This window comes from Enterococcus sp. E5-162 (genome assembly GCF_035725965.1).
GTDB classification, from domain to species: Bacteria; Bacillota; Bacilli; order Lactobacillales; family Enterococcaceae; genus Enterococcus_B; species Enterococcus_B lactis.
Genome location: NZ_JAPRFV010000001.1, coordinates 235,513 through 257,701 on the forward strand (window position 1 = coordinate 235,513; position 22,189 = coordinate 257,701).

The 22,189-nt window shown below is 37.2% G+C and carries 20 protein-coding genes and 1 pseudogene; 15 read left to right on the forward strand and 6 right to left on the reverse strand.

The genetic code is table 11. The features are described from left to right. Window positions 1-12 precede the first annotated feature (12 nt). Complete coding sequence (locus OZZ83_RS01150; RefSeq protein WP_278023299.1) at window positions 13-1,566, reverse strand: helix-turn-helix domain-containing protein; 1,554 nt, start codon at window positions 1,564-1,566, stop codon at window positions 13-15. Window positions 1,567-1,713: 147 nt separating this feature from the next. On the opposite strand from OZZ83_RS01150, the gene OZZ83_RS01155 reads away from it, so the two are divergent. Then, window positions 1,714-2,982, forward strand: coding sequence for an LPXTG cell wall anchor domain-containing protein (locus OZZ83_RS01155; protein ID WP_104841619.1), 1,269 nt, complete (start codon window positions 1,714-1,716; stop codon window positions 2,980-2,982). A 134-nt stretch (window positions 2,983-3,116) separates the two neighbouring features. Here the strand turns inward: OZZ83_RS01155 and OZZ83_RS01160 are convergent, their stop codons facing one another. The 5 genes and pseudogenes from OZZ83_RS01160 to OZZ83_RS01180 form a co-directional block, all read right to left on the reverse strand. Further along, complete coding sequence (locus OZZ83_RS01160; RefSeq protein WP_002319949.1) at window positions 3,117-4,154, reverse strand: AI-2E family transporter; 1,038 nt, start codon at window positions 4,152-4,154, stop codon at window positions 3,117-3,119. Between the two features lie 149 nt (window positions 4,155-4,303). Then, on the reverse strand, window positions 4,304-4,744 hold the full coding sequence (locus tag OZZ83_RS01165; RefSeq protein ID WP_002290718.1) for a MarR family winged helix-turn-helix transcriptional regulator: 441 nt from the start codon (window positions 4,742-4,744) through the stop codon (window positions 4,304-4,306). A gap of 56 nt (window positions 4,745-4,800) precedes the next feature. Then, the gene (locus OZZ83_RS01170; protein ID WP_002290719.1) at window positions 4,801-5,211 is read right to left on the reverse strand and encodes an organic hydroperoxide resistance protein; all 411 of its coding nucleotides are present in this window, start codon (window positions 5,209-5,211) and stop codon (window positions 4,801-4,803) included. Window positions 5,212-5,387: 176 nt separating this feature from the next. Next, window positions 5,388-5,821: pseudogene (locus OZZ83_RS01175) on the reverse strand (VOC family protein). 103 nt (window positions 5,822-5,924) lie between these two features. Next, window positions 5,925-6,773 carry a YitT family protein gene (locus OZZ83_RS01180; RefSeq protein WP_002309208.1) on the reverse strand — a complete coding sequence of 283 codons (849 nt, stop codon included), beginning with the start codon at window positions 6,771-6,773 and terminating at the stop codon, window positions 5,925-5,927. A gap of 407 nt (window positions 6,774-7,180) precedes the next feature. On the opposite strand from OZZ83_RS01180, the gene OZZ83_RS01185 reads away from it, so the two are divergent. The 14 genes from OZZ83_RS01185 to OZZ83_RS01250 all read left to right on the forward strand — a co-directional run bounded on the left by OZZ83_RS01185 (window position 7,181) and on the right by OZZ83_RS01250 (window position 22,102). After that, window positions 7,181-8,947, forward strand: coding sequence for a glycoside hydrolase family 13 protein (locus tag OZZ83_RS01185; RefSeq protein ID WP_278023298.1), 1,767 nt, complete (start codon window positions 7,181-7,183; stop codon window positions 8,945-8,947). A 101-nt stretch (window positions 8,948-9,048) separates the two neighbouring features. Next, window positions 9,049-10,308 carry an extracellular solute-binding protein gene (locus OZZ83_RS01190; protein ID WP_002306680.1) on the forward strand — a complete coding sequence of 420 codons (1,260 nt, stop codon included), beginning with the start codon at window positions 9,049-9,051 and terminating at the stop codon, window positions 10,306-10,308. Window positions 10,309-10,455: 147 nt separating this feature from the next. Beyond that, window positions 10,456-11,757: a carbohydrate ABC transporter permease gene (locus tag OZZ83_RS01195; protein WP_002290728.1), complete on the forward strand. Its 1,302-nt coding sequence runs from the start codon at window positions 10,456-10,458 to the stop codon at window positions 11,755-11,757. Window positions 11,758-11,760: 3 nt separating this feature from the next. Continuing rightward, window positions 11,761-12,612 (forward strand): sugar ABC transporter permease, encoded by an 852-nt coding sequence (locus tag OZZ83_RS01200; protein ID WP_002290731.1) that lies wholly within the window; start codon window positions 11,761-11,763, stop codon window positions 12,610-12,612. Window positions 12,613-12,624: 12 nt separating this feature from the next. Next, entirely contained in the window at window positions 12,625-13,440 is an 816-nt protein-coding gene (locus tag OZZ83_RS01205; protein ID WP_002309215.1) for a maltodextrose utilization protein MalA, read from the forward strand. A 150-nt stretch (window positions 13,441-13,590) separates the two neighbouring features. Further along, window positions 13,591-14,757, forward strand: a complete 1,167-nt coding sequence (locus OZZ83_RS01210) for an SAM-dependent methyltransferase (RefSeq protein ID WP_002290735.1) — start codon at window positions 13,591-13,593, stop codon at window positions 14,755-14,757. A gap of 233 nt (window positions 14,758-14,990) precedes the next feature. Next, window positions 14,991-15,638, forward strand: coding sequence for a PepSY domain-containing protein (locus OZZ83_RS01215; protein ID WP_002335055.1), 648 nt, complete (start codon window positions 14,991-14,993; stop codon window positions 15,636-15,638). A gap of 83 nt (window positions 15,639-15,721) precedes the next feature. Further along, window positions 15,722-16,666 carry a dihydroorotate oxidase gene (locus OZZ83_RS01220; protein WP_002306688.1) on the forward strand — a complete coding sequence of 315 codons (945 nt, stop codon included), beginning with the start codon at window positions 15,722-15,724 and terminating at the stop codon, window positions 16,664-16,666. A gap of 134 nt (window positions 16,667-16,800) precedes the next feature. Then, complete coding sequence (locus OZZ83_RS01225) at window positions 16,801-18,252, forward strand: amidase (protein ID WP_278023297.1); 1,452 nt, start codon at window positions 16,801-16,803, stop codon at window positions 18,250-18,252. A 21-nt stretch (window positions 18,253-18,273) separates the two neighbouring features. After that, a complete protein-coding gene (locus OZZ83_RS01230) occupies window positions 18,274-19,110 on the forward strand; it encodes a transporter substrate-binding domain-containing protein (RefSeq protein WP_002306692.1) in 837 nt (278 codons plus the stop codon). Next, entirely contained in the window at window positions 19,110-19,769 is a 660-nt protein-coding gene (locus tag OZZ83_RS01235) for an amino acid ABC transporter permease (RefSeq protein ID WP_002306693.1), read from the forward strand. Before OZZ83_RS01230 ends, OZZ83_RS01235 begins: the two co-directional genes overlap by 1 nt. Window positions 19,770-19,892: 123 nt before the next feature. After that, window positions 19,893-20,582 carry a hypothetical protein gene (locus OZZ83_RS01240; RefSeq protein WP_325065999.1) on the forward strand — a complete coding sequence of 230 codons (690 nt, stop codon included), beginning with the start codon at window positions 19,893-19,895 and terminating at the stop codon, window positions 20,580-20,582. Between the two features lie 5 nt (window positions 20,583-20,587). After that, a complete protein-coding gene (locus tag OZZ83_RS01245; protein WP_278023296.1) occupies window positions 20,588-21,583 on the forward strand; it encodes a sce7725 family protein in 996 nt (331 codons plus the stop codon). Window positions 21,584-21,589: 6 nt separating this feature from the next. Beyond that, window positions 21,590-22,102 (forward strand): GNAT family N-acetyltransferase, encoded by a 513-nt coding sequence (locus tag OZZ83_RS01250; RefSeq protein WP_002345112.1) that lies wholly within the window; start codon window positions 21,590-21,592, stop codon window positions 22,100-22,102. The last annotated feature ends 87 nt before the right edge of the window (window positions 22,103-22,189 follow it).

Here is a 22,189-nt window from a genome sequence, read left to right on the forward strand (position 1 = left end):
TTGGTCTAGGAACTAGAGGTTATCTTGATTTTCTTTTTCCGATTGGTTCATAAGAGCCTCTTCTTTTAATTCAAAAATATATTCTGAAATCCTCATAATCACTTTTTTCCAATCTTCTGGTGTGATGATTCCCTTTAAAATATATATTTTTTTGATGTGGGAAGGCAACTGTTTCAAAGGGCAGTCACTGATAACGATGTTACAGTTCTCCATAAAATCGTTTTGTATTTTGATCGATTCATTTGAAAAAATTTGTTCTATCTTAACAATCAAATCTTTACTGATATAAAAATCACGCGTATAGTTCACACCAATCACGATCAGCGGTTGTTTTTTGTAACGATCATATAAATGTACTAGATCTTCGACCATCCATAGCACATTTTCTTTTTCTAAAATATCTGGCAGCATATGTTGATTTTGTTCTCTGAAATCCATGTAAAATCGTTCAATAGCTGTTTGGATTTCTTTCAATACGTTATGCTCTTGATAAAGCATAAAAGTAGGAAGGGGCGTATTTGGTTGATTGAAGTTAAGAAATCCATTATAAAGTTTATTTCGTGCGAACGCCAACGAGTAAAGAATCTTTTCTTTTTCAGGCATAAGCAAATCAAATACAGCACAAAAGGATTCCACCATTTTTCTTGAATAAAGAACATGAGGAACATTTGCTTTTCTTAAAAGTTCGTATTGCTCCAAACTTGTTTTTTCTGATTCGATTTTCGTGATAGAGAGCCGAGCTAAAATATTCACTAGGATGCGTTGTTCGCGACAAATTGGCAGATTGGGACGCAAAATATCGACAGAGGGATCAATAAAAAAGTCAATATATTCATACTCCTCAAACTCTCTTTGTACACCTTTTACAGAAGTAGCCGGAAAATTCTCTTTACATATTTTCAACAGCAAATATAATTTATCCATCATACCGCTATTCAGTCGGTCAAGTACCTCTTTTTTAAAAAAAGTATTCATCATAAAAGCAACTACCTGTGGTTCTTCATCATAAAAATCTGTAGCAGTACTTGAAAAGATATTCCAATAAATATCTAATGCTGCATATTGGATTTGTACTTCTTTTCCAGAAAAGGACTTTCTTCCATTATTAGAAAAGGAGACAGACAAACCATACAATGCTAAAAATGCATTGATTTTTTTCATTTTCGTATACAGATAAGAGGCACTATAGTTCGTTTGCTGACTTAAACTGATAATCGAATTTGTCTGACAACTGAACAAAGAAGTCAAGATCTCATAACTGACCGATTCGTTGCAGTACCTTCCAAATAGACGATAGTAGCAATAAGCCGGATCAATTCCTTCAAAATTCAACTTCAAAAAAGGTTTTTGTTTATCAATATGCAATTCTGTTAGATTTAGACGCTCAAAATCTTGTTCTAATTCTTTGATGTATAATAGAAAATTTGATTCAGACATATGGAAATGATCTGCTAAATATTGTGTAGTAATAAAGAAACGATGTTCAGACAGGAAAAGAAAAATATCTAATTTTGTATTGCTTTTTTTCTTTAAAAGATACGTTTTTATCGCTTCTTGGGTTTGCATGAAGGGCGCTCCTTTTTACTTAAATTGTTAAAACTAGAAAATATTACTGTTTTTTTCATGAATCTAGACAAAAAGACAGTAAACATATAGGTACAATCTCTACTATCTTATTTCTTGCATACAAAAAAATCAAGGAGTGAGAGAGTTATGAGATATCCAACCATCTTAATCTCAACATTTACAGCCTTAAGCTTATCGCTTACTATAAATCAGACAGTGCATACAGAGGAGATAGGAACAGCAAATTGGGCAGAAACCAAATGGGCCAATGTTAATCGAATTACTTTCCAAGATGAATTTTCTTCCTTCAATTCAGGTGTCACAAAATTGAAAAAAGGACAAACAGCGACCATCAAAGCAACAGTTGATTATTCGGGAGACTTAGCACCGATACGACAATCAGCTGTTACATTTGAGAATGTTGACCCTGCTTTATTGATCAGTTACGACGAGAATACTTTGTCTATCCAACACAAGCAAGCAACATTTACTTTCACCGTCACATTAAATCAGGACTTGCTAAAACCAGCACTGTTTACTGTCAAAGTAGCAGATGGCTTACCGAACGATCTTCATTATTTGACGCCGTATAGTCAACGGCAGACAGTTGAGCAAGATTCAGCAACCGACTCAGGAGGAGGAGATCTTGTTGGGGAACCAACGGATAAACCAGAAAATGAAAACAAGCCTGATATACCGCCTACAGAAAATCCAGACGGAGAACAGCAACCGGAAATAGAATCTGGTGAAGAGCCTGATACAGAAATGAAGCCGGAGCCAGACAATGAATCAAAACCTGAAACAACTCCCGAAGAAAAACCAGGCACAGATAATGAAACCGAGAATCCAGAGAAACCAGATGTGACTCCAGAACCAGATACAGACTCTGGAAACGAAACAATACCGGAAACAATACCAGGCACAGATAACGAAACCGAGAATCCAGAGAAACCAGATGTGACTCCAGAACCAGATACAGACTCTAGCAACGAAGCAAGACCAGAAGAAAAACCAGACACGGATAATGAAACCGAGAATCCAGAAACACCAAATAGGGTTCCTGAAGAAAAGCCAGATGTGGTCCCAGAAATGCCAGAAAAAACACCTGAAACAAATATAACAGCAAAAGAGATAAGCACCCAAAAGGATGAAAAGAAAGAGAGTCAAAAAATAGATACAACCATTCAACAAATAAATAAAGAGAAGCAGAATACACACACACAACGATTTGATAGCCCTCACCCAGCTGAGACTTTAAAAAGTAGCAAAGATACAATCCTTGCTAGTCCTGATACGAAAAATAAACAGCTGCCAAAATCCGGAGAAGCACAAAATAAAGTCATACTGTGGAGCGGAATCATTCTATTAAGCATAACAATGATGTTTTCTGTAAAAAGATTTAAACAAAATAGATGACACTGACATTTGAAGAATGTCGGAGAACACATTTTTACAAACGAAAAAGTAATATTAATAAAACGACCCTGAATAACAGATTCTAAATCTGATATTTAGGGTCGTTCTAATTTTTATCTTTCTTCATTTTTAATTTAAAGGAGATCTGTTTCTCTTGGTGAATGATTCGGAATCTTTTTCACTTTCAGCACATCTAAAAAGAAGGTGAAAATCGGGATGCCGACAATCAATCCCCAAACGCCAAAGAATCGTTCACTAACAAGCAAGACCACGAATGTATAAAAAATCGGCAAGTCTGTTTTGCTAGACATTAATTTTGGGTTCAGTACATAAGATTCGATCAGATGCACAACCAAAATCGTCATCAGGATATAAACAACATCTCTGATTCCTCCTTGTGAATAAGCAATGAAAGATAGAGGAATACAAGAAATAATAACGCCTGCTACTGGGATCAGACTTAGAATGAATATCATAATTGCTAAGCTCAGCAGTTGGTGAAAGCCAAATGCGGCCAAGGCAATAGTTGTGAGCAGGGTGTTTAAAAGAGCAATAATAAATTGAGCTTCTAATACTAAACCAAATGTATTGACAAACTTATCGGCGAAATAATATAGATCTTGAAAGAACCAAGAAAACTCACTTTTTAGAAATAACCGTGAGAAAAAAATCGTTTTTTGCTTTTCAATCATAAAAAAGAAACTTAAGATGAACGACATAGCGAACGCCACTGCCAGTTTTCCTATATCTTGTAAATAGCCAAGCGCAATTGACGCGCCATTTTGAAGCTGTTCAAAGAAATCGTTCCGCTCGATATAATTGTGGATGTATTGTAAAACTGGATCTGCATCTTTTGGTTGATGCTCGTAAAAATCAATAACAGATTGGATCATATCGAATGTTTGATGAATAAGCATCGGGATATACTTTGTGAATGCCAGATAGATAAGATAAACGATCAATGTATAAATCATGATGGCTAAAATACCTGTAGGGATTCGGACAAATCGCTGAATGATTTGAACAAGGTGGATCATCAAGTAAGTAAAGATAAATGTGAGTAAAATGGTTGTAATCATACTTCTTACTAAGAAAAGTACAAAAATGACAGATAATAAAACAGTGAGGCGGCGTATTTTTTCATTCGCCAAAAAACGCTGATAAACGGACAATTTGACAACCTCCAAATAACAAAAATAAACACGTTATTCATTATATGATGGAATACGAAAATAAGAAAGGGAAAGAGCAAAAAGAAAAACCGCTAAATGACGTTATCTTATGAGTTGGTTTTCCTCATAAAATCGTTCATCTAGCAGTTTCAGCCCTTTTTCTGGTCTTGATGAAAATTATCTAGCATTTTTCGGGTCAGATGTTGCAGTGTATCCAATTCTTCCTGTTCAAGCGGAAGATAAGACTTGATCTTTTGTGGAATACCTTCTGCTTGTTTTTGCAACGCAACTCCTTGAGAAGTGAGCGTAACATTTACGATTCTTTCGTCATCCGTTTCACGCTGACGCTTGATATAATTTTTTTCTGCTAACTTCTTCAGTAAGGGGGTTAGCGTACCAGAATCCAGACACAAATCATTTCCTAGCTCTTTCACTGTAGTCTTTTTCTTTTCCCATAAAACTAGCATCACAAGATACTGGGTATAGGTAAGATCCAGCGGTTTGAGAAGGGGAGTGTAGTGCCTGATGATCTCCTTAGAGGCGGCATATAAAGGAAAACATACTTGATTAGCTAAATATAGATCTTCCATTTTTCCACCTCCGCTGTTTCACTATAGTGTATCATAGCGGATTTACACAAAAAAGTCTATTCACTAACAGCTTTCAGAGTAACTTCGATATTTCCAGCTGTCGCTTTTGAATAAGGGCACACTTTATGTGCAGCTTCTAATAATTCTTGGGTTTCTTCTAGAGAAAGGCCTTCGATAGATCCTTCAATCTCTACGCCTAAGACAAAGCTCATTTCACTTTCGGAATAAAGAGAAACTTGTGCGCTGACAGTAGAAGCGCCAGAAATATTTTTTTGTTGTTTAATCAACTCCAATGCACTGTTGAAACAGGCACTGAAACCAGCTGCAAACAATTGTTCAGGATTTGTTGCGTTTTCAACACGTTTACCAGGAGCTGCAATATTTAATTCGAATGTGTGATCAGGATTATGGACTTCTCCAGAACGTCCGCCTGTGTTGATCATTTTTGTAGAATACATTTTTTTCATAAGATTACCACCTTTTATTATATTTGATGCAATTAGATTGTACACAATTTAATTATAAAAAGCAAAGAAATTGATTATTCAAGAAAAAAGAGAAAGCACATGGAACAAACTTGCTTCCTCTAATAAGAATATTTACAAAAAAATATCAGTGACAAGAACTAATCCCATCATAAACTTTACATATATTTTTCAAAAAGTTGTTTTCTTTCTTCAAAACTTACTTCACGATGAACCTGATGAAGCATCCATAAATAACCAAAAGGATCCCTGAACATCGAATTGGTCACACCAAAGTCCATCATTTCTGTCATTTCTTGGATCTCTACACAGCCATTTCGTAATGCTTTATTATGTGTGTCCTTAATGTCAGAGACGATGATATTGAACCAGATCGTATTTGGATGTTCAGCAGTAGGGGCAGTCAGACCAAGGGGCGGATTGTCATCCAGCATATGGAACCGCGTGCCATACAAGGAAAAATGACTTCATTATTGCCTCTAGGATACTCTGTTGCCTCAATCAGTTCTATTTCATCAAAGATCGTTTGATAAAGTTTTAGAGCTTTCAAACTATCATTTAATACAAAATCGATTTCTGTTCCTTTATGCATAAAATTCTCCTCTCTTTTTCAATCGAACATTTACTTACTTCTTCTATTATTATACCAGTTAAAGAAAACGCATTCAAAATAATAGGGTTGATTACTTACCAACTCATTCGATTGGATGATAAGTAAATCCGCGTCCCATTACTTCTGCTACGCTGTTGACAATGACAAAGGCGCTTGGATCAATTTCTTCTATCAGAGGTTTCATTCGAGAGAATTCATGATCGGTCACAACGATCAATAACACTTCTTTTGACTTTCGGTTATAGCCGCCTTTTGCCTCCAGCAAGGTAAGCCCGCGTCCAATTTCAGCACTTAAGCGAAGGCGAATGTCTTCCAAAGAATGTTCGCTCATAACCATGACGGATTTCTTCCGATTGATCCCTGTTTCGATATAGGTCATGACGATTGAAGTGATTGCAATAGATAAGATAGCGTAAAGAAATTCTTCTATTCCAAAAACAAACAGATTGAGAGAAACGACGAAAGCATCTGTAAGAAACAGGCCGATCGAAGTGTTCAAGTGGAAATATTTTTTAAAAATGAGGGGAGGGATCGTCGTGCCACCACTGGAAGAGTTATTTTTATATAAGATGGCCACTCCTAAAGCAAAAATCGCACTTCCAAAAATGACAGATAACAACCGATCTGAAGTAATCATCATCTCTGGTACTACCGCGATGATCAAAGGAAAAACTAAGCTTCCAAAAAGCACTTTGAAAAAAGGTTTTTTACCTAAAAACAGAAGAGCTAGCACTAACATAGCGATATTCAATACTAAAATGACTATAGCACGGTCAAAACCGAAAGCAGCTTCCAGTAATATTCCTAGTCCGCTGACACCACCAGCAGCGATATGATGAGGCCCTAAAAACATATTTATAGCGACTCCTAATATAAAGAGGGCAAAAATAATTTTGGCATATGTCCATATAAATTGTCTTGTTTCTTTCATTTATCCACTTCCTTTAGTTGATTAATAGTATTCTTATCTTATTATAACTTATTTTTCACTATAAGTTAACTTCGTTTAAGAAAAAAATTAGGCTTGGCTAATTTAGGAAACTCATCTTATCTGAAATCACTCGATCAAGCAAAAACTCTTAAAAAACTTTTTCGATTAGGAGGATCGAATATAGAGAGCAGAGAAACAGATAAACTAAGATAATTATAGAACTCGAAATAGGTAGAAAATAGATTCAAAAACTTTTAAAAGTTTTTGGATCTATCTGTTGAATTCGCTTAAAAAGTAATAGAAAAGTGCCAAAAAAACTGTTACCGATAACATTTTTGAAAGCGTTGTCTTTTCTATCTCTATCACTTATAGTGAGGACGTAATATTAAATCGCAAGGAGGAAATCAATGGACACAGCTGCAATTTATCATCGACCGGAAAGTGAATATGCATTTCTATATACGAATACAAAATTCCGTATCCGGCTTCGTACTCGGAAGAATGATATCAAAAAAGTATATGTGTTAAGCGGAGATCCGTATACCATAACAACTGAAAAATGGTATCAAAAAGAACGACCAATGAAAAAGTGTTTAAGTACAAATGTTCATGATTATTGGGAAGTTGAATTGACAAGTGAAACAAGACGATTACAATATGCGTTCCATGTTATTGGAGAAGACAGCACGGATTGTTTCTATGGTGATCAAGGTGTTTTTCCTTATCGAAAAAATGTGATTGCTGAACCAAATTTTTATTTTCGAATGCCTTATTTCCATCAAATTGATCGCTTCGTTGTACCAGAATGGGTGAAAGAAACAGTATGGTATCAAATTTTTCCTGAAAGATTTGCAAATGGGGATAAAGCAAATGATCCCGATCATACTTTGGCTTGGGGAAGCAAAGATCCAGATCGTGAAGATTTCTTTGGCGGGGATTTACAAGGTGTGATGGATCATCTGGATTATTTGACAGACCTGGGTATCAACGGAATATACTTTTGTCCCATATTTAAAGCTACATCCAATCACAAGTACGACACGATCGACTATTATGAAGTCGATCCCGCGTTTGGAGATAAAAAACTTTTAAAAAATTTAATTGATGAAGCACATAAAAGAGGGATACGTATCATGTTTGATGCTGTATTCAATCATATGGGAATCCATTCGCCCCAATGGCAAGATGTACTCGAAAACGGAGAAAAATCAATCTATAAAGACTGGTTCCATATCCGCTTTTTCCCAGTAGATTCCTATCAGATGACTGATGTGCCAGAAACTGCTGAAAATATCCCATATGATACTTTTGCATTTACTCCATTCATGCCCAAACTAAATACAGCAAATCCAGAGGTTCAAAAATATTTATTAGATATTGCCACCTATTGGATAAAAGAATTCGATATTGATGGATGGCGACTAGATGTTGCTAATGAAGTGGATCATCATTTTTGGAAAAAATTTAGAGAAGAAGTTACAGCCATCAAACCTGATATCTATATCCTGGGAGAGATCTGGCATTCCTCACAGGCCTGGCTGCAAGGGGATGAATTCCACGCAGTAATGAATTACGCATTTACAGATTCAATTAAAGATTATTTTGCAAAAAAGAAAATTACAGCTTCGCAAATGGTCAGTGGAATGAATCATCAGCAAATGCTTTACAGAGATCAGGTGAACGAAGGGACATTTAACTTATTAGATTCTCATGATACTGCAAGGATCTTAACTCTTTGTAATGAGAACAAGGAATTGATGAAATCTGTGATGACTTTTATGTTTCTTCAAAAAGGATCTCCATGTATCTATTATGGGACAGAAGTAGGGATGACTGGTGGAGAAGACCCGGATTGTCGAAAATGTATGGTCTGGGAAAAAGAAAAACAAGATCTAGAACTGTTTGGTTTTATAAAAGAACTCGTTTCTCTTAGGAAACAGTTGTCTAAGATTCTTTCTGAAGGGGCTACCCAATGGTTAATAGTAAATGATCGTGAAGATAAGCTCTATTTTGTACGTGAACTAGAGGGGCAGATTATCCATATTTACTTCAATCAGTCAGCAGAACCTTGGATAGTAGAACAGGAAAATGAGGTTATTCTTAGTCAAAATTGTCAGTTATTAGAAGATGGGAAAGCAGAGATACAGCAATACGGATTTTTGATTATGTGTTGAAAACTGTTACCGGTAACAGCAAGAAAGCGTTTGCAAATAAAGATTTGTGCCCATTATAATAGTGGTGTAACAGCACGTTGAATACACAGGAGGAAATGAAGATGAAAAAAAGAAGCGCGAAAAAGTTAGGTTTAGGGTTAGTCTCTTTAGGAATCTTAGGCGGATTAGCGGCTTGTGGCAATGGTAATTCTTCAGCAGAAGGGGAAGCGGAAGAAGGGAAAACGTTAACAGTCTCCGTTGATTCTGGATATAAAGATTATATAAACGAAATAAAAGATACATTCGAAAAAGAAAACGATGTGAAGATCAAGCTGGTAGAAAAGGACATGTTCGATCAGTTAGAATCATTAGCGTTAGATGGGCCTGCTGGAAAGGGACCTGACGTTATGATGGCAGCATATGACCGGATCGGTGCGTTAGGACAGCAAGGACATCTGGCGGAAGTAAAACTGGGAAATGAATCAGCTTACGATGAAACAGACAAAGCCCAAGTGACTTATGATGGAAAAATCTATGGAGAACCTGCAGTAATCGAGACCCTTGTTTTGTACTATAACAAAGATTTAGTCGATACAGCACCAGCGACGTTTAAAGATTTGGAAAATCTATCCAAAGACAGTCGTTTTGCTTTTGAGTCAGAAGCAGGAAAAAATACAGGATTTTTAGCTAAATGGACTGACTTTTATTATTCCTATGGTTTGATTGCAGGTTACGGTGGCTATGTATTCGGTGATGATGGTACAGATCCTTCTGATATCGGTTTGAATAATGCAGGTGCTGTAGAAGGAATTTCTTATGCAACAGATTGGTTCCAAAATGTTTGGCCTAAGGGAATGCAAGACATAAAAAGTGCAGGAGACTTCGCCAGCCAGCAATTCATGTCCAACAAAACTGCAGCAATTATTGACGGCCCATGGCAAGCGCAAACATACAAAGAAAACAATATCAATTATGGTGTTGCAAAAATTCCTACTCTAAACAATGGACAGCCTTATCAACCATTTGGCGGAGGAAAAGGATGGGTAGTCAGCAATTATGCTAAAAATAAAGATCTCTCTCAAAAATGGCTCGATTATGTAACGAATCAGGAGAATCAAGAGAAATTCTTTGAAATGGTAAATGAAATCCCTGCAAATCAACAAGCTCGGGAAACAGCCAAGGCTAAAAACGATGAATTAACAACAGCTGTGATCGAACAATATGAAACAGCTCAAGCAATGCCAAACATCCCAGAAATGGGTGAAGTTTGGACAGGTGCAGAAAACTTGATGTTCGATGCAGCATCAGGTTCAAAAACACCAAAAGAATCCGCAGATGAAGCAGTGAAAACAATCAGTGAAGCCATAGAACAAAAATACTGATTAAAATGATAACCGTCCATTTTTATAAAAAAATGGAACAGGTGCTTCAGATAGAGGTGGCAAGAGCGAGATGGAAAATTATCTTGTTCTTGTTGCCATTATCTTAAAAGTAGTTTGCGGTTTAGCAAGTTTAGAGGGGGCATTCAGATGCAGCAAGATAAAACAAGCCAGATCAACGAAAAAAAAATCACGCTTTGTTCACTTATTCCGGGGATGGGGCAGTTTGTAAATGGCCAAACTTTTAAAGGTATCGTTTTTTTCGCAATATTCGTCCTATTCATTGGTCAGATGTTCTTGGGCGGATTTCATGCATTGATAGGATTGGTTACTTTGGGAAGTATACCAATGGAAGATCATTCATTATTTATTTTGATTGAAGGCACTTTGCAATTCATCATTACAATCATTTTCTTGATTTTTTACGCTTTGAATCTTCTAGACGCCTATCGAGTAGCAAGGATGCGTAAAGAAGGGAAAAAAATCAATCGAACGATGAAGGAAGTCATACATAATATAGGTGATGAAGGTTTTCCTTATCTATTGACACTTCCCGCGTATCTTCTCATGATTTTTACCATCATTTTCCCAGTCTTAGTCACATTATTTACTGCATTTACCAATTATGACTTTAATCATATTCCACCAGCCAGTTTGATTGATTGGGTAGGGGCTAAAAACTTTTTTAGCATCTTCTTCTTGAGTTCATATCGCAATACTTTTTTTGCAGTCTTTTCATGGACCGTAATCTGGACGTTATGTGCAACAACTTTACAAATCACCCTTGGTATTCTCACAGCGGTTGTTGCTCACCAAAAATTTATTAAATTTAAACGTATTTTCGGTATCATTTTCTTATTACCGTGGGCGGTCCCAGCGTTTATTACTATCATGAGTTTTTCGAATATATTCAACGATAGCGTAGGTGCCATCAATACTCAAGTTATTCCTTTCATAAACCAGCTTCCATTTGTAGATATCAGTGCAATCTCTTGGAAAACGGACCCGAACTGGACTAAAGTGGCAATCATCTTAGTTCAAGGATGGTTAGGATTTCCCTATATCTATGTAATGGTTACAGGGATTTTACAGTCGATTTCTGAAGATTTGTATGAAGCAGCAAAAATCGATGGAGCAAATGCATGGCAACGTTTCTCAAATATCACACTGCCAGCTGTATTTCTAGTTGCGGCACCAACGTTTATTACCCAATATACTGGGAATTTCAATAATTTTTCTATGATCTACCTATTTAACAATGGAGGGCCCGGAAGCGTGGGTGGAGGAGCTGGTTCTACAGATATCCTGATTTCATGGATTTATAAACTTACGACTGGAACTTCTCCGCAGTATTCTATGGCTTCAGCCATTACGTTGATCATCTCCATCATCGTTATCTGCGTATCTTTGCTAGTGTTCAAAAAGACAAATGCGTTCAATATGGGGGATTAAACAATGAAAAAATTTCATTCGAGTGCACGATTCCAAAAACGGCTTTCTCACTTTTTTACTTACTTTTTTCTTTTACTGTTATCAGTCATTATTATCTATCCACTTTTGATCACAGCAAGTACTGCCTTCAAGTCAGGAAACATTGCGGCTTTCAGTTTGGATTTTTCAAGCGACTGGACTTTAGGGAATTTCACGCGACTGTTCAGTGAAACACTTTACGGGACGTGGTATAAAAATACGTTAATCATCTCTGTCCTAACGATGATCGTACAAGTAACTGTAGTAACTTTAGCTGGCTATACGTATAGCCGTTATCGTTTTATCGGACGCAAATCAAGTTTGATGTTCTTTTTAGTGATTCAGATGGTACCGACTATGGCAGCATTGACTGCCTTTTATGTCATGGCTTTCTTATTAGAGGCACTAGATAAGTATTGGTTCTTGACGATGATTTATATAGGCGGTGGGATTCCAATGAATACTTGGCTGATGAAAGGATACTTTGACACAGTACCAATAGATTTAGATGAATCTGCTAAACTTGATGGGGCAGGGCATTTCAGGATTTTTTTCCAGATTGTATTACCTCTTGTCAAACCAATGCTCGCCGTTCAAGCATTATGGGCATTCATGGGACCTTTTGGCGACTTCATGCTAGCGAAGTTCCTGCTCCGAACACCTGAAAATCAGACTGTTGCTGTCGGCCTGCAAACATTTATTTCTGACGTGACAAATCAAAGGGTCTCCCTCTTTGCTGCTGGAGCAATTTTGATTGCTTTACCGATTTGTCTATTATTCTTCTTTTTACAAAAGAACTTTGTTACCGGCCTGACATCTGGCGGGACAAAAGGATAGGAGCAGAGGATCATGCAAACATTTCCGTTAAATTATTTTTCCACTTTACGTACGCCAACTCAAGTGTTTGCGGGACGCAAACTATTATCATGGCCCAAATTTTTCTTGATATTTGTATTTTTAGTTTCCTTGATGGTCATGCCTGTGACTCTTTTTTATGCCAATCAGATCCAAGGGATTCCATTAGAACAATTTCTATCCGTTCATTCGTTGATCGATGAACAAGGAACCAAAAAATTTTCTGAACTTGAATTATCTGAAACTGGGTTACAATCATCGCAACAAACGATAGCTGTGACCCCTGAAATTTTGGTAGGTGTGTCTTTATCTGAGAAACAACAATCCGATCATGGAACTTTTATTGATTTTGAGAAGGAACAATGGGTGATCCAACAAAAGGATAAATCTGGTATACGCCGCTATACGATGAATTATAGTCCATCTTTCCAACCGGATTCTGTACGTACGCCGGAAGATTTCCAACGATTTTTAGAAAGAGAATTTTATGCCAGTAATCGTCCAACAATCATTTTATCTTATAGTTTAAGTCTTGGTCTTGTCCTATTTATCATGACGAGTCTCATTTTATTCGGTGCTTCCTTTTTCTTGTGGATGACAAGAAAAAGCCAACTCTCATCCATTCATACATTCAAAGAGAGTGCAAATTTGATGCTGAATGTGATGGGGATAGGATCCATGGTAGCAGCAGTTGTAGGGTTTATCCACTTTGACTTTATCTTGATGCTAAGTGTCCAAACAATGATAACTGTCTTGCTGCTTTTATGGGTTTTTGCTAAGACAAAATTCAAAGATAAGCGTGTCGAATGACAAGTTTAAGTGATTTGTGCGACAATGAATGTGAAAAAAATGAAAAATAAAGTAGTTTTTGAAAAATTTCTGAAAAAATTAAACTTCTTAGTTGATTCTTTTCTTTTTTAGTATTAACGTAATAGGGTAGTTTTTTTAAGGAGGAAAATCATGTTAGAGAAAACTTTATACAACCAATTATTTTCACGTTCTTTCTCGCTCCCTGTCGAAGTAAATTATTGGGACGGTACAACGAAACAATACGGAGATACGGACACTCCTCCCCAAATCAAAATCAATATCCATGAAGAAATCCCAATGAAAGAGATTACAAGCAACGCTTCTTTGGCACTAGGAGAAGCCTATATGGATCATCGAATCGAGATCGAGGGAAGTATCCAAGCATTAATCAACGATGCTTATCAGCAAGCAAACAGCTTTTTACGAGGAAAAGATTATCTAAAATGGCTGCCAAAGAAAGAAAAACATACAAAACAAAAAAACAAAGAAGATATCCATGCGCATTATGACTTAGGTAACGACTTTTATAAACTTTGGCTAGACCCAACTTTGACTTATTCTTGTGCCTATTTCAACACACCTGAAGATACGTTGGAACAAGCACAAATCAATAAAGTCCATCATATTTTAGACAAACTCTTTATCAAAGAAGGCGAAACGTTGCTTGATATCGGTTGCGGCTGGGGAACATTGATGTTCACTGCTGCCAAAGAATATAACGTCAAAGCAACTGGGATTACTCTAAGTGAAGAACAATACGATTTGATCACAAAAAAAATCAAAGAAGAACATTTAGAAGATAAATGCCGTGTATTATTAATGGATTACCGTGAACTAAAAGGCGAAACGTTTGATCATATCACAAGTGTAGGTATGTTCGAACATGTAGGTTCTGAAAATCTTGAAGGTTATTTCAAAGTCGTAAAAGATTTATTGAAACCAAAAGGAACAGCTTTGATCCATGGAATCAGTCGACAACAAGGCGGTGCGACAAATGCTTGGATCAATAAATATATTTTCCCTGGCGGTTATGTTCCTGGGGTTACTGAATTAGTTGATAATATTACAAAAAACGATTTGCAATTGATCGATTTAGAAAGTTTGCGTCGTGACTATCAATTGACATTAGAGCATTGGACAAAAAATTTCCATCAAGTCCAAGATCAAGTCACGAAAGAAATGGGTGATTCCTTCTATCGAATGTGGGATCTATATTTACAAGCTTGTGCAGCGTCATTTGAGTCAAGCAATATCGATGTAATTCAATATTTGCTTGTTCAACCTGGAAATAATGATATCCCAATGCATCGTGCATAATTGATATAAAAAGGCAGTTTAAAAGCTATTTAATTATTTAATAAATGGAAGCTAAGTTTTATGATGCTCCCGAAGTGAGATTTTAGTCTAACTTCTAGGGTTGTCTCTAAAGCTTAGCTTCTTTTTTATTTTCATAATAATAACGTTGTTCTTTAATTTTTAAACATGACAGAAATTTTTTTCTTCGTTATACTTGTATAGAATACTATTTTATAATAAAGGAGATAAAATCAATGAAGAAAACTGTTATTTATACTAGTTTATTTGCGGCTTTGTTTTTAGCTGCTTGTCAATCAAACACCAATCAAGGAACATCTGGGAATACATCTTCAAGTAGTGAACAACGCTCTTCTCAGGTATCGGAATCCTCAACAAACGCAAGTACATCTTCGTCTAGCCAAACAAAGAATTCGAGCGAGGCAATGGGCCAGTCAGCTATCAAAGTGTCTGCAGCTCGTGCGATTGAATTGTTTAAAGATAAGTATCCAGATACTGCTATTACTAGTTTGGAACTAGATAGTGATTGGGGATCTTACTTCTACAAGATAGAAGGTGTCGATGATCAAAAAGAATATGAAGCAAGAATTGATGCTCAGAATGAAAAAATGGAAACAGAGAATCCAGAAACGCTAGATCGAGAGGATCAAAATGGTCAAAAGAAAAAAGAAGATGGTCTAGCTGTTGATAAATTAATTACAATTGAGGAAGCAGCAAAGATTGCTGTCGATAAAGTAGGAAGCGGTACAGCAACAGATTGGGATCTGGATAAAGATCTAGGTACTACTTATTGGGAAGTCAAAGTACAAAATGGTAATCAAAGTACATCAGTCAAGATCAATAGTGAAACAGGGGAAGTACTATCAACCGAACAGGATGATTAAGAATTTCGTTGAAAAACAAGAGTTGATTTTTCTTTTAGTCATGATACACTAGATAAAATAACTTGTTTGAAGGAGCGATTTACTTGAGTTTAGAAACGACCTTTGCCAATCATACCTTTGCTAACCCTTTTATGAATGCATCTGGTGTACACTGCATGACTACCCAGGAATTAGACGAGCTGGCTCATTCAGAAGCAGGAGCATTTATCACTAAGAGCTGTACAATCAATGAACGAAAAGGAAATCCCGAACCACGTTATTTTGATGTTCCTTTAGGCAGTATCAATTCTATGGGGCTTCCAAACTTAGGCTTTTCTTATTATCTAGAGTATGCTCTTGCGTATGAAAAAGCGCAGAAAAAACCAAATCAACCATTATTTTTTTCGATCGCCGGGATGAGTGTCCAAGAAAACTTGGAAATGCTTGGGGAAATAGAAAAAAGTGGATTCAAGGGGATTACTGAACTAAATTTATCTTGTCCAAATGTGCCTGGTAAACCACAACTAGCTTACGATTTTGAGGCCACTTATGAAACATTGAAAGAAGTATTCAGCATCTTTTCTAAGCCGTTAGGGATCAAATTGCCTCCTTATTTTGATTTTGCTCATTTTGATCAGATGGCAGATATCTTGAATCAGTTCCCGTTGACATATGTCAATGCTATCAACAGTGTGGGTAACGGGTTGTATATCGATACAGACAAAGAAGCAGTGGTCATCAAACCAAAAGAAGGGTTCGGCGGCATTGGGGGAGAGTATATCAAGCCGACCGCTTTAGCAAATGTCCGCGCTTTTTATACGCGTTTGAAACCAGAAATCCAAATCATTGGTACAGGTGGGATTCGGACAGGACAAGATGCATTTGAACATCTGCTATGTGGCGCAAGCATGTTACAGATTGGTACCGAGCTTCATAAAGAAGGGCCGGAAATTTTTTCTAGAATCATAAAAGAATTAACGCAGATTATGTCAGAAAAAGGATATACGTCAATTGACGAATTTAAAGGCAAATTACGCAACATTTCATAGCAAAAAGACGAAGGTCATGATTGATCTTCGTCTTTTTTTATAAAAAACACTCGTCTGTTCATTCATGTGCAAGCGTACTCATTGTATGTTAGACGAACTTGTGGGAAAATAACAGGGGCAAAAAGGAGGATACTATGAAAGATGCAACAGAATTAGCGAAAGGACTTAAAGAAAAAGAATTTAGTTTTCAAGAATTAGCTGATGATGTACAGAAAAAAATAAAAAAACAAAATCATGAATTGAATGCGTTTGTTGCACTTGAACCATTCGAGAATAGTTCCACTGAACGATTGATTCCCCAGTCAGAAAAAGGACCATTGGCAGGTATTCCATTCCCTTTAAAAATGCTCGGTCAAGAAAAAAAGGGATGGCTAGCTACTTCAGGATCTCGTTTATTTGAAACACATCGAGCTTCTCTTACATCCAATTATGTACAGCAAGCAGAAGCGATAGGGCTAGTTCCTTTTGGACAAACCAATGCGCCAGAGTTTGGTTTCAAAAATATTACAGACCCCGTCATCTATGGCCCAGCAAGAAACCCCTGGAACCTTGAATGTACACCTGGCGGATCAAGTGGAGGCGCTGCTGCTGCAGTTTCAGCGGGAATCGTTCCTTTAGCTGGCGCTAGTGACGGTGGTGGTTCTATTAGAATACCCGCTTCGTTTTGCGGATTGATTGGGCTGAAACCTTCGCGAGGGACGATGCCAGTTGGTCCATATGCTTGGCGAGGATGGCAAGGAGCTGCTATTGATTTCGGTTTGACGGTTTCTATGAGAGACACGGAGGCTTTATTTTATGGGATGAGAAGCATCCATTCCGGTGCGCCATATCAAGTATCGCCAGTTGAGTGGCAAACACATCCAAGAAAAAAACATTTGAAGATAGCTTTTTGTGTTGATTCACCGATCCACTCACAGATTAGTGAAGAGGCAGTACTTGCTGTAAAAAAAGCTGTAGATTTCCTTGAAAAAGAAGGACATGATTTGACGGAGATTCCTTACCCACTAGATGGTCGTAAACTGATTAGGTCTTATTATCAGATGAATGGCGCAGAGACAGCAGCAATGATCCACTCGATTGAAGCAGGCATCCAGCGAACTGTCAGAAAAGAAGAACTTGAGCCGATCTCTTGGACTTTGTTCCAATATGGTCAGAAACTTTCTGCCGCTACTTACATTGATTCTCTGCATGTATGGGATGAAGCAGCAATTGTCATGGAACACTTGCATCAAGAATATGATTTATTCCTTTCACCAACGACTGCATTTACTGCCCCTAAAATCAGCGAAGATTTGCAAAGTGATACGATAAGAGCACAGATGGAACACATCCATGATTGTTCTGAAGTACAAGCTTTAGAAGTTGTTTCTTCTATGTTTGAGGAAAGCTTGAAGATCACACCTTATACACAATTGGCTAATCTGACTGGACAACCAGCAATCAGCTTGCCTACTCATTTGACAAAAGAAAACATGCCTCTCGGGATTCAATTTATGTCCGCCAGAGGAAGAGAAGATTTGCTGCTTCAAATCGGCTATCTATTTGAAGCAAGTCACCAGTTCCATTTACCAAATCCATGGAAATAGCAGAAACAAGGAGAAGAAAAAATGAAGAAAAAAAGATTGTTTGCTCTAATAACTAGCGTCTTTTTTATTTTAAGCGCTTGCGGTACAGCTGCCGCTAACCAAGAAGATCACAGCTGGAGTAATGTGGAAAAAAAGAAAGAATTGGTAGTAGCAACTTCTGGCACACTATTTCCCGCTTCTTATTATAATGATCAAAATGAATTAGTTGGTTATGACGTAGACTTGGCGAAAGAGGTAGCCAAACGTTTAAATGTCAAAATCTCCTTTAAAGAATACAATGTGGATGGACAAATCACTTCTGTTTCAAAAGGAGAATCAGATTTTGCTGCGAACGATTTTGGTATCACAAAAGAAAGAGAAAAAAAATTCTCCCTTTCAGAGCCTTTCAAATATTCATTTGACAGTATGATCGTACGAAAAAAAGATGATTCAGGAATCCACTCACTTGATGATCTTAAAGGAAAAAAAGCAGCTGGCGAACCCAATACTAGCTATATGCGTTTAGCGGAAAAACACGGAGCTAAATTAGTTACTTACGATAACGCCACGAATGATCAATATTTAAGCGATGTAGCAAACGGTCGAACAGACGTTATTCTAAATGATTATTATTTGCAGAAAATGGCCGTATCTGCTTTACCAGATATCCCCGTAAAAATCTTGGAGAACGTTTATTTCAATGAAAACGAAAGTGGTTTTTTATTGAAAGAAGGAAATGATGCTTTGAAAAAGAAAATCGATGGCGTATTAAAAGAGATGAAAGAAGATGGGACGACAAAGAAAATATCTGAAAAATATTTTCAAACTGATGTTTCAGTCAAACCGAAAGAAACGATGACTGAGTCGGTGAGTGATTGATGTACTTTCCTCTCATTGATTTTTCCCTCATGTGGACTTCACTTCCTTTCGTACTGCAAGGCTTGGTATACACATTAGGGATCGGCTTCGTGTCTTTTGTTTTAGGAAACTTGGTAGGGTTGCTTTTGACAGTTCTAGGTCTTTTGGATTGGCTACCTCTGAATGTATTTATTCGTTTTTATTTATCGTTCTTTAGAGGTATTCCCGCACTAGTCTTGCTGTTCTTGTTATATTTCGGGTTACCTTATCAATTAAGTGCCTTAACGGCTTCAGTCATCTGCTTCACGATTACCAGCAGTGCATTTATTGGTGAAATCTATCGAGGATCACTAGCAGGCGTTTCTTCAGGTCAGTGGGACGCTGGTTTAGCTTCTGGTTTTTCTTTCTTTGGGGTATTGAAATATATCGTTTTACCGCAAGCCTTTCGAATCTCGGTACCGGCACTCAGTAACGTAGCTATGGATTTAGTGAAAGGTACCTCATTAGCGGCAACGATCACAGTGCCAGAAATATTTCAAAAAGCAAAGATCATAGGTGGTCGGACATTCGACTATTTTTCTCTCTATATTTTAGTTGCACTGATTTATTGGATCATTTGTATCGGGATCGAAAAAGTGCAACAGTATTTAGAAAAACGTTCCGTCCATCAGTCAATCTGAAAAATAGAAATGGTGCTAACGTGACAAGCATCATTTCTATTTTTGTTTCTTGTGTATTCTGTCTAGTATTTTAAAATCATTTCATGTAAAATGTAAGACGAAAATATGTTCGGAGGTAAAAACATGAAGACCCCGCTAACCATCGAAATAGAATCCTCATTATACCAATATTGCATCGAGCAGGGCGGCTTAGTCGTAGAAGAAGTCACGATGCCTGATGACCAAGGAATTGTAGATACGCTTAGCTGCTTGACAAAATTTGATGGCAGCCGAGAATGGCGATGCTATGAGCTGAAAGTGACAAAAGCAGATTTTCGTTCTACAGCCAAACTGTCATTTGTCGGGCATTATAATTATTTTGTTTTGCCAAGTAAACTATATGAAGAAGTGAAAAAAGAGATCCCTACAGGAATAGGTGTACTAGTATATCGCCCGTACACGATCGAAGAGGAAATGCCTGCATCTGGTACATTTATGATTGCGAAAAAAGCAGCAAAGAAGGAGCTTGCTGTACCGGAAGAAGCTTTGACAAACCGTTTTATGGCTTCTTTATTCAGAGAAGTAAGAAAAGCAAAGCAAATGGAGCGAGGCGTAAAATATTTTCCAACAGATCAATTGTACAAAGAATTGAAAAGACGTTCAGAAAACCAAGATCCCTTTTCTAACGAACGATACTATGAACGATTTTTAGAAGAAATAGCTAGTCAGGCAATCAATGAGTTGCAAGAAGAAGTTGCTGCGCTTCAACATGATTATGAATACTTAAGGCAACAACAGCAGATCCGGCGGTTGCCCACAGAGCCATTGGAGTGAAAAATATGTACTATCCTTATTTAAGAGGAAAACAATTTGACCTATTAGCATTAAAAGAAGCATTGTCGCGAGGATTGCTCTCCAATAAAATCCAACCGGTAATCGAACCAGTACGTGATTCCGCTACGCTTAAAAACGTGATCGAATTATTTCAAAAAAAGCACCATCCAATCGCTGTAATCCAAAATCCCCAAGTAGGACAATTCAAATTATTCGATCAGCATGTGCACAGTTGGACAGTCAAGGAACATAGCTCTGTCGTCTCTGCACAGATTTTAACGCCAGAAAATCTTAACGACGTACTGAATTCACCTCCAACATTTCTTGTATTCGATGGACAACACTATCCAAAAGACGCAGAGGTGTGGAAACAGCTGGCAGGAGTCGATTCGAAATTCTTGATACCAGATGCTAGTCGCTTTCGCATCTGGCTGCCCGAAAATAAAATTGTGATCCGTGACTCTTTTCGAACGAGAAAGCATGTTGAAAGTTATACAGATAAAGCAGACGATTTTTTTAGTGATGACTATCTTTTTTTCCACGAAGACGGATATAGTGGATTTTCTGATTTCACGATCGAAGGCAGCCGTTATTTCGATAAAGGGTTTCCTAGCCGAGCGCTTGCTATCCATCTAACGTATATCGATGCTTACGGTAATATCCGCGTAAAGCATTTTGTCTCTGACAGTAATGATTCCGCTAAAGATCAAGCATTGAAGTTTCTTGAAGCAGGAGATAAAATGAAAAAATGGATCATGCGTCACCATCATCAGCTCTTAATCACATCAGGAATGATTGAATTACTGGCTCTCTACCAGCAACAAAAATTTCCAGGACTCGGAGTATTGAAAAAATGGTCCCTAATGCATCATTTGGAACTTATCAGTCAACTACTGGATCATCCAAAAAATTGGCTTAGAAGTTATTCAAAAGTTCCTGAACTGTATGAAGTGATTCAAAAATTAGAGAATATAAATGAAAAAGAAACAGAAAAGAGGTAACTGGATGTGTATATTCGGCTAGCAAGAAAAGAAGAAGTAGAAGAAGTGGTAAAAATTATTGATGCTGCAGCGGAATTTATTGCTTCGCAAGGCTCTCCCCAATGGCAGAACGGGCAGAAACCAACAAAAGAAACGATTTTGAACGATATTGAAAGAAAAGAAAGTTATGTATTAATAGTCGAAGATCAAATTGTTGGAACAGCTGCATTAGTCTCAGGCGTGGATCCCGTTTACACAAAAATAGATGGTAGTTGGAAAGAATCAACTGGTCCTTATTTATCGATTCATCGTGTTGCTTTAGCAGAAAGTACTCGAGGAAAAAAACTAGCAAAACCGTTCTTAGAACATTTGTTGACGATTGCAGCCAGCAAAGATATTCAAGATGTCCGTATCGATACTTATCCAGCTAATGAACCGATGGAAAAGACCATCTATTCTGCTGGATTCACTTATCAAGGAATGATTGAATTCCCTTTTGAACATGGTGAAAGAAAAGCGTATCAAAAAATAATCAAGTGAGTATAAAAGCATCTTCACAAGGATGAAGACTTAATAATATGAAAAAACAACTAGCTGATTGCTAAGAGATTGGGACAGTAGTGGTGA

Coding starts and splice junctions, on each gene's coding strand:
- OZZ83_RS01150 (WP_278023299.1), bottom strand. CDS start 1,566: ATGCAAACCCAAGAAGCGATAAAAACGTATCTTTTAAAGAAAAAAAGC.
- OZZ83_RS01155 (WP_104841619.1), top strand. CDS start 1,714: ATGAGATATCCAACCATCTTAATCTCAACATTTACAGCCTTAAGCTTA.
- OZZ83_RS01165 (WP_002290718.1), bottom strand. CDS start 4,744: ATGGAAGATCTATATTTAGCTAATCAAGTATGTTTTCCTTTATATGCC.
- OZZ83_RS01170 (WP_002290719.1), bottom strand. CDS start 5,211: ATGAAAAAAATGTATTCTACAAAAATGATCAACACAGGCGGACGTTCT.
- OZZ83_RS01180 (WP_002309208.1), bottom strand. CDS start 6,773: ATGAAAGAAACAAGACAATTTATATGGACATATGCCAAAATTATTTTT.
- OZZ83_RS01185 (WP_278023298.1), top strand. CDS start 7,181: ATGGACACAGCTGCAATTTATCATCGACCGGAAAGTGAATATGCATTT.
- OZZ83_RS01190 (WP_002306680.1), top strand. CDS start 9,049: ATGAAAAAAAGAAGCGCGAAAAAGTTAGGTTTAGGGTTAGTCTCTTTA.
- OZZ83_RS01195 (WP_002290728.1), top strand. CDS start 10,456: ATGCAGCAAGATAAAACAAGCCAGATCAACGAAAAAAAAATCACGCTT.
- OZZ83_RS01200 (WP_002290731.1), top strand. CDS start 11,761: ATGAAAAAATTTCATTCGAGTGCACGATTCCAAAAACGGCTTTCTCAC.
- OZZ83_RS01205 (WP_002309215.1), top strand. CDS start 12,625: ATGCAAACATTTCCGTTAAATTATTTTTCCACTTTACGTACGCCAACT.
- OZZ83_RS01210 (WP_002290735.1), top strand. CDS start 13,591: ATGTTAGAGAAAACTTTATACAACCAATTATTTTCACGTTCTTTCTCG.
- OZZ83_RS01215 (WP_002335055.1), top strand. CDS start 14,991: ATGAAGAAAACTGTTATTTATACTAGTTTATTTGCGGCTTTGTTTTTA.
- OZZ83_RS01225 (WP_278023297.1), top strand. CDS start 16,801: ATGAAAGATGCAACAGAATTAGCGAAAGGACTTAAAGAAAAAGAATTT.
- OZZ83_RS01230 (WP_002306692.1), top strand. CDS start 18,274: ATGAAGAAAAAAAGATTGTTTGCTCTAATAACTAGCGTCTTTTTTATT.
- OZZ83_RS01235 (WP_002306693.1), top strand. CDS start 19,110: ATGTACTTTCCTCTCATTGATTTTTCCCTCATGTGGACTTCACTTCCT.
- OZZ83_RS01240 (WP_325065999.1), top strand. CDS start 19,893: ATGAAGACCCCGCTAACCATCGAAATAGAATCCTCATTATACCAATAT.
- OZZ83_RS01245 (WP_278023296.1), top strand. CDS start 20,588: ATGTACTATCCTTATTTAAGAGGAAAACAATTTGACCTATTAGCATTA.